General features: G+C 69.8%; 4 protein-coding genes. All 4 read right to left on the reverse strand.

All coding sequences use genetic code 11. From position 1 onward, the window contains the following. On the reverse strand, nt 1–3,858 hold a 3,858-nt coding region (locus G3N64_RS37795), incomplete at its 3' end, for a DUF4781 domain-containing protein (RefSeq protein WP_205788694.1). Between the two features lie 252 nt (nt 3,859–4,110). After that, nucleotides 4,111–4,914: a lytic transglycosylase domain-containing protein gene (locus G3N64_RS37800; RefSeq protein ID WP_205788695.1), complete on the reverse strand. Its 804-nt coding sequence runs from the start codon at nt 4,912–4,914 to the stop codon at nt 4,111–4,113. Further along, nucleotides 4,911–5,585, reverse strand: a complete 675-nt coding sequence (gene sctR, locus G3N64_RS37805; protein WP_205788696.1) for a type III secretion system export apparatus subunit SctR — start codon at nt 5,583–5,585, stop codon at nt 4,911–4,913. Before sctR ends, G3N64_RS37800 begins: the two co-directional genes overlap by 4 nt. A 3-nt stretch (nt 5,586–5,588) precedes the next feature. Beyond that, on the reverse strand, nt 5,589–6,256 hold a 668-nt coding region (gene sctQ / locus G3N64_RS37810; RefSeq protein WP_205788697.1), incomplete at its 5' end, for a type III secretion system cytoplasmic ring protein SctQ.

Genomic DNA, 6,256 nt, shown 5'->3' on the forward strand with positions numbered 1-6,256 from the left:
CGCCTCGCTGGTGCGTCGCGTGCTCCGTGCGTCGGCGGCCGCGCTCGCGGTCTCGCCTTCGGCCGCCGTTTGCGCGAGGCGGCGCGGCGCCTGCGTGCCGGCGGCTGTCTGCCGGTACGCGTCGCTGGCCTGGTCGAGGACATGCTGCAGGATGTCGAGCGGGGCTTTCGCGACGATCTTCGGCGTCACGCTCATCTCGCCTTCGGGGCCGAACGACATGCGCTCGCCGGTGCCGGTCACGTCGTCGGCGCGCGTGCCGTTGGTCCAGTTCTTCGGCGACGCCGACACGACGGACAGCGTGCCGTCCTCGCCGAGCACCACCGATTCACCGGGCGGCAAGCGCCTGGCCGATGCCCGGTCGAGCACGCGAATCGGTTTGTTGTCGTAGGTCAGCACCTTGTCGCCCACGCGCAGCGTGCCGTCCGGAGACACCTTGACGGCTTCGCCGTCGAGGGTCACGCGGGTGCGGCCGGCCGCGAGCGACGACGCGTCGCCGCCGTTGAGAATCCGGCCGATCGTCTGGCTGTCGACGGTGACGGTCTTGCCGTCGGTCCCGCGGATCGGCACCGGCCGGCCGGTGCGCGTGCGCACCGACGTCACCGCGCGCTCCTTGAGGCCGCCCGCGGCCATCAGCGCGACGTTGGTGAGCCCGGACTTGAGTTCCTCGCCGGCCGCCTTCTTGTCGCCGGTGACGAAATAGTCGTAGCCGGCTTCGCCGAACGCCTCGACCGCGCCGCCCACGCCCGTCACGACCGCGGTGGTCCGCGCGCCCGTGGCCAGCACCGACGCGACTTTCGGCGTGCGCGTGAGCGCGGTCACCGCGCGCGTGAACAGCTTGCTGCCGGCGAGCTTCGCGGCGCCTGCCGCGCCCATCGGCACGAGATTGATGAAGTCCGCCCGCGCGCCCGCGTCGGTAAACGGGTTGAGGCTGCGCCCGTGCTCCGCGCGGTTTGCCAGGTCGAGCCCGGCGCTCGTCATCGTCGCGCCGATCGCCGTGTACATCATCCCCGCGCCGAGGATGTTCAGCGGCACGCCGACGATCGCGCCGATGCCGGTGCCGTCGAGCAGCGTGCCGAGACCTTCGAGTGCCATCCCGCCGACCATCATGCCGATGTTCAGGCCGGTGCTGGTCAGCGTATTGAGGAAACTGTCGAAGCCGCTTTCATGATGCGCGGCCCTCGACACGAGTTGCAGCGTGCCGTCCGCATTGTGGCCGGTCGCGATATCGACGGTCCCGTCCTTCGACAGCTCGTTGTTGTCGATGTAGTCGTTGATGTCGTTGTAGGTGCTGCCCGTCTCGTCGACGTATTGCGTGCCGTCCTTGCCGGTGACCTTGAAGATCGCGCTCGTGGTCATGCCGGCGTCCTTCGCCGCATACACCATCGGCAGCACGCTGACCTGCGTGTTCGCGCCGCCGCCGGCCGACAGCAGCGTGTCGCGCACGGTGTTGATCGTCTTCAGCTTGTCTTTGTCGGTGAAGCGCGCAACGTCGTCGCTCGTGGGTGATACGGGATCCGAACCATCGCTCGACGATGCAGCGTTCTGCACGTCCGGCTGCATCCCGAGCGCGACGCCGATCAGGTTGCGCTGCGCGTTGTCGGTCAGCTTGCCGAACGCGATCGTGCCGCCGTTGTTCGTGCTCGCGCTCGCCGCGTCGAGCAGCGAGTTCGACAGCTCGCCGCGATGGGCCTCGTAGAAGTCGTGCAGCGCCTTCCGGTAGTCGTTCCCGGCGTCGGAGTCGGGCGCCGCGTAACGCAGCCGCTCGTCGAGCCCCGCGTCGAACTGGTCCATCAGCACCTGCTGGTGCGACGTCTCGCCCAGCAACTGCAGGCGCTGCACCGCGTTGTCCGCCTGCGTGACGGCCGCCTTCGCCTTGTCCAGCTGACCCTGGTACAGGTTCGGGCGCGGCGTCGACGGCGCCGGGATCATGTCGTCGCCCGCGACCGTGCGGAAGCGCACGGGCGGCGGATTCGCGGCCGCCCAGTCGTCGTACTGCTGCTGCACCGACGCGAGCGTGCTCTTCGCCTGCGTCTGCTGGATACGCGCCTGCGACAGCGCGGCCTGGGTCGCGCGCGCGTTGACCGAATCCGACAACCGGCTGTCGGCCGCGCGGATCGCGCCCGCGGCCACCTGCATGCGCTTCACGTCGAGCATCGTCGGGCCGGTCGGCGCGGCCGACGGATGCGCGGACTGCGGCAGCAGGAACGGGCTGTCGAGCAGCGGCGATGCAGGCAGCGACGACGCGCCGTTCGCGGTCGACAACGTCGGCGCTAGCAGCGGCGACGCACTCGGCAGCGTCGGCGTGCCGGTGGGGGCGGCGGACGCTGCCGTCGACAGCGACGACGCGGGCAGGGGCGGCAGGCCGCTCGCCGTCGACAGCGACGGCGTCAGCAGCGACGGCTGGAGCGTGGGCTTCGTCAACGGCGATTGCGCATCGACCCGCGCCTTGATCTGCGATGCCTGATCGTCGTACTGCTGCGCGAGCGTCGCGCCGTACGCGGCGACGAAGCCATCGTGCGCGATGCTCGCCTGCTGCTTTGCCTGGTCGAGCTTCGCATACGCGTCGCCGAGGTCGAGATCGACCTGCGGATCCTTGATCATCGCGTGCGGATTGTCCTTGTGCCACGCGGTGGATGCGTCCTGCTTCTTCGTATAGTCGGCCTGCAGCGTGTCGACCTGACGCTGCGCCGACAGCATCTGCAGATAGCCGCCGCTCGTGTTCGCGGCCGTCTGCGCACGGGCGAGCGCGGTCTTCGCGTTCGACACCGCATTCGGGACGATCACCGTCGGCCCCTCCTTGCCGCTGGCCGAATCGTATTGCTGCTGGGCGTTCGTGAGCGTCAGGCTGTCGTTGGCCGCGCCGTACGCGGCATTCGCATAGGTCGCATCCTTCGCGGCCGACGTGACGGCCTGCTGTGCGTCGTCCTGCGAAGCGGGCGCATCGGGCATCGTGACCTGCAGCTCCAGCGGCTGCAGCGCGTCGTTCAGGCGGCCGACGCCCGCATCGAGCGCGGCCTTGTAGTCCGGATCGGCGAGATAGGACTGGAACTGCGTATACGCGAGGTTCGAATTCGCGACGTCCGCGTAGTACTTCGACGCGCCGACGGCCGCCTTCGCGCTCGCGGTCTGCCAATCGTCGTAGAGCCGGATCTGCAGCGGATTCTTGCAGTCGCTTGCCTGCGGCGCCCAGTTCGGATCGTTCGCGTGATCGGGGAATGCCGCCAGCAGCGTCTTGAACTGCTGGTCGGCCGCATGTTGCGCGTCGCCCGGGTCCGTCACCTTGCCGGAATCGTCGATCTTCATCCCGGCCGGCATGTCGGCGTTCGCCTGTTCGCCGTACAGGATCATGTAGCCGGCGTCGGTCGTCACGTTCAGCTCGCGCTGCGCGGTGTCGGCCGACGTGCGCGCTTTCGCGTAGTCGGCCTGCGCGGTCTTGCGGTCGTCGGCCGTCGACTCGGGGTCGCGATTGACCAGGTGCAGGACGTTCTGGGCGCCCTGCAGCGTCTGCGACGCGTTGTCGTACTTCGTCTGCGCGTCCTGGATCGCCTTCTGCACCGCGCGCGTCTTGTCGTTCTCGACGGTGATGTCGGGCGGCGGCGCCGTATAGTGCGCAGCCATGCTCTGGATCAGCGACGTCGCGGACGCAATCTCCGCGTTGGTCGGCTTCGACGGATCGGTGGCGAGCGACGCGCTGACGGGAATCGGCGGTGCGGCGGTGGGGTTCGCCGGCCCCGCTGCCGGATCGTCCTTCTTCGGCGGCGGGGGAGGCGGGGGCGGCGGCGCGACGACCGGATTCAGCGTTTCCGACAGGAAGCGCTGCCAGTTGACACCCAGTCCCAATCCGTCGATCAACAGCATGCTCGTCTCCGTTGAACCGCGCGATGCGCGGCACGCACGACGCCCTGCACGTCGCGACGCGATCGTTCGAGTGTACGGACGCGCATTGCGGCGCAGACACCGCTGTTTCGTAGCGGGGCGAGGCGGCCGGCGTACGGGCGCGGCGTGGGCTACGAGACGGGCACGGGGCGCTGCGGTGCCGTCGCGCCGCGTCGTTCGGACCCCTGAAAACGGCACGAACGCGGGCCTGCGGCGCCGCGCGCGATCATTCGGTCACTGGTCGAGACAGCGCACGCACAGCTGCTTCGCCTGGCTCGCCGGCAGCCCGCGGCACATCATCACGACCCGTCGTGCATGGCACGACGGCGGATCGGCCGACGCGGCGGACGAGGGCAGCCGGCGCGCGCGTTCGGGCGGGGTGGTGGCGGCCGCGTCCATGCGCCGCTGGCGCGCGGGCGGCGGCGTGTCGCTGACGACGGGAATCGGTCCGACGCCGCCTTCGCGCGCGTTGCGTTGTGCGCTGGCGACGACGCGGCTCACGTAGCCGCTCGAGAAGCCGGTCGTGAAGTTGCCGCTGTAGTAGCACGACAGCGCCGCGCGCAACGCGGCCTGCGCGGGACGGCCGGTGTTCGATGAACGTGCGAAGCATTCGGTCAGGATCGCGCCGCCCGCCCGCAGGTTGCGGCACGGTTCGAACATCGTCGTGTCGTCGAGGCCGTATTTCGCGAAATTGCGCTCGTTCACCTGCGCGAGGCCGACGCTGTAGCTGAAGCCGCGCGCGGCCAGCTCGCTCGTCGTCGCGCGCGCTTCGTCGAGCGATGCGGGCTGGCGCGCCAGATGGCCGCCGACCACGCCGATCGCATACGGATTGAAACCGGACTCGGTGCGGACCAGCGCGGCGAGCGTGTCGGGATCGACGTTCGGCGCGCAGGCGCGCGCGAGCTGCGCGAAGCCTGCGGCGCTGCCGGCCGCGTGTGCGCTGCGCGGCGGCATGCCGGCACAGGCGAGCGCCAGTGCGAGCGTCGCGATCAGCGCGCACAAGCTCGCAATGGCGGAGCGCCGGCCGCGCGCGTTCATCCCGCCCCCGCCACGCGATATGACAGCACGAGCCCGTGCACGAGCAGCGACCAGCCGTCGAGCGCGACGAACAGCAGCAGCTTGAACGGCACCGAGATCGTCGTCGGCGAGATCATCTGCATGCCGAGCGCGAGCAGGATGTTCGCGACCAGCAGGTCGACCACGATGAACACGATATAGATCACGAAACCGATCTGGAACGCCTTCGTCAGCTCGGCGAGCGTGAAGCTCGGCACCAGCACGAGCAGGTCGTCGTCCTTGATGCCGTCCGCGCGATTCTTCGGCCAGACCGAGGTCGCGGTGCGCACGAAGAATTCGCGATCGCGCTGCCGCGTGTGCGATACGAGGAAATCCTTGATCGGCGGCAGCGCGGCATCGGCGAGCGCGCCGATATCGGCGGTCGACAACTGCCCCGACGCATCGAAGTGGCGCGCCTGCAGCGCGTCGCGGATCGACATGCCGACGGGCGCCATGATGAACAGCGACAGGATCAGCGCGATGCCGTTCAGGACGAGGTTCGGCGGCACCTGCTGGATCCCGAGCGCGGAGCGCAGCAGGCCGAGCACGACCACGAGCTTCGTGTAGCTCGTGACCATCAGCGCCGCGAACGGCGCAATGCCGAGCGCGGCGATTACCGCGATCAGTGCGACCGGATTCGGCAGGCTGCCCATCGTTCAGCGCTCGCGCGGCGCGGGTTGGGTCAGCGTGACGACCCGCACGCCGAGCTTCTGGCCGACCGCGATCAGGTGCCCGGTGCCGATCAGCATCCCGTTCGCGACCAGATGGATCACGCTCTGGTTGATCCCTTGCTGCAGTTCGATCACGGCGCCGGGCTGCAGCGCGCTCAGCTCGCCGAGCGGCATCGACGTGGGCGGCAGCTCGAAGCGCAGGTCGACCGCGAGGCCGTCGAGCGGGCGCGGTGCATCGGCAGGCGGCGCGTCGTGCGTCGTCGCGGATGCGATGTCGGTGCGGGTCGGTTCCAAAGGCATCTCCCTGATTCGTTCGACGGTCAGCCGGTTGCCCGACGGCCGTCCGGTGATCTCCCACGCCGGCGCGGCCGGCACCCGCGCGACGCACAGCAGGTTCTGCTCGTGGGCTTGCCAGCGCTCGATCGCGATGATGTCGCCGCCGACGACGTCGGCCAGCTCGGCCGTCGTCAGCTCGGTCCGGCCGATCTCGAATACCAGCGGCACCGGCAGGCTCGCATAGGCGGCGCGCGTATCGGGCCGCGCGGCGGCCGGCGTCGCGAAGAACACCGCGAGTGCGTCCGGCGCATCGAACAGCAGGGCGCCATGACAGCGCCATGCGGCGTCGGCGCGACGCAGCTCGAAGCACAGCGCGG

This window comes from Burkholderia sp. Ac-20344, assembly GCF_017104975.1.
GTDB lineage: Bacteria > Pseudomonadota > Gammaproteobacteria > Burkholderiales > Burkholderiaceae > Burkholderia.

Excerpts from the sequence above, each read along its gene's own strand:
- sctR (WP_205788696.1), bottom strand. The coding sequence starts at position 5,585 with ATGGGCAGCCTGCCGAATCCGGTCGCACTGATCGCGGTAATCGCCGCG.
- G3N64_RS37800 (WP_205788695.1), bottom strand. The coding sequence starts at position 4,914 with ATGAACGCGCGCGGCCGGCGCTCCGCCATTGCGAGCTTGTGCGCGCTG.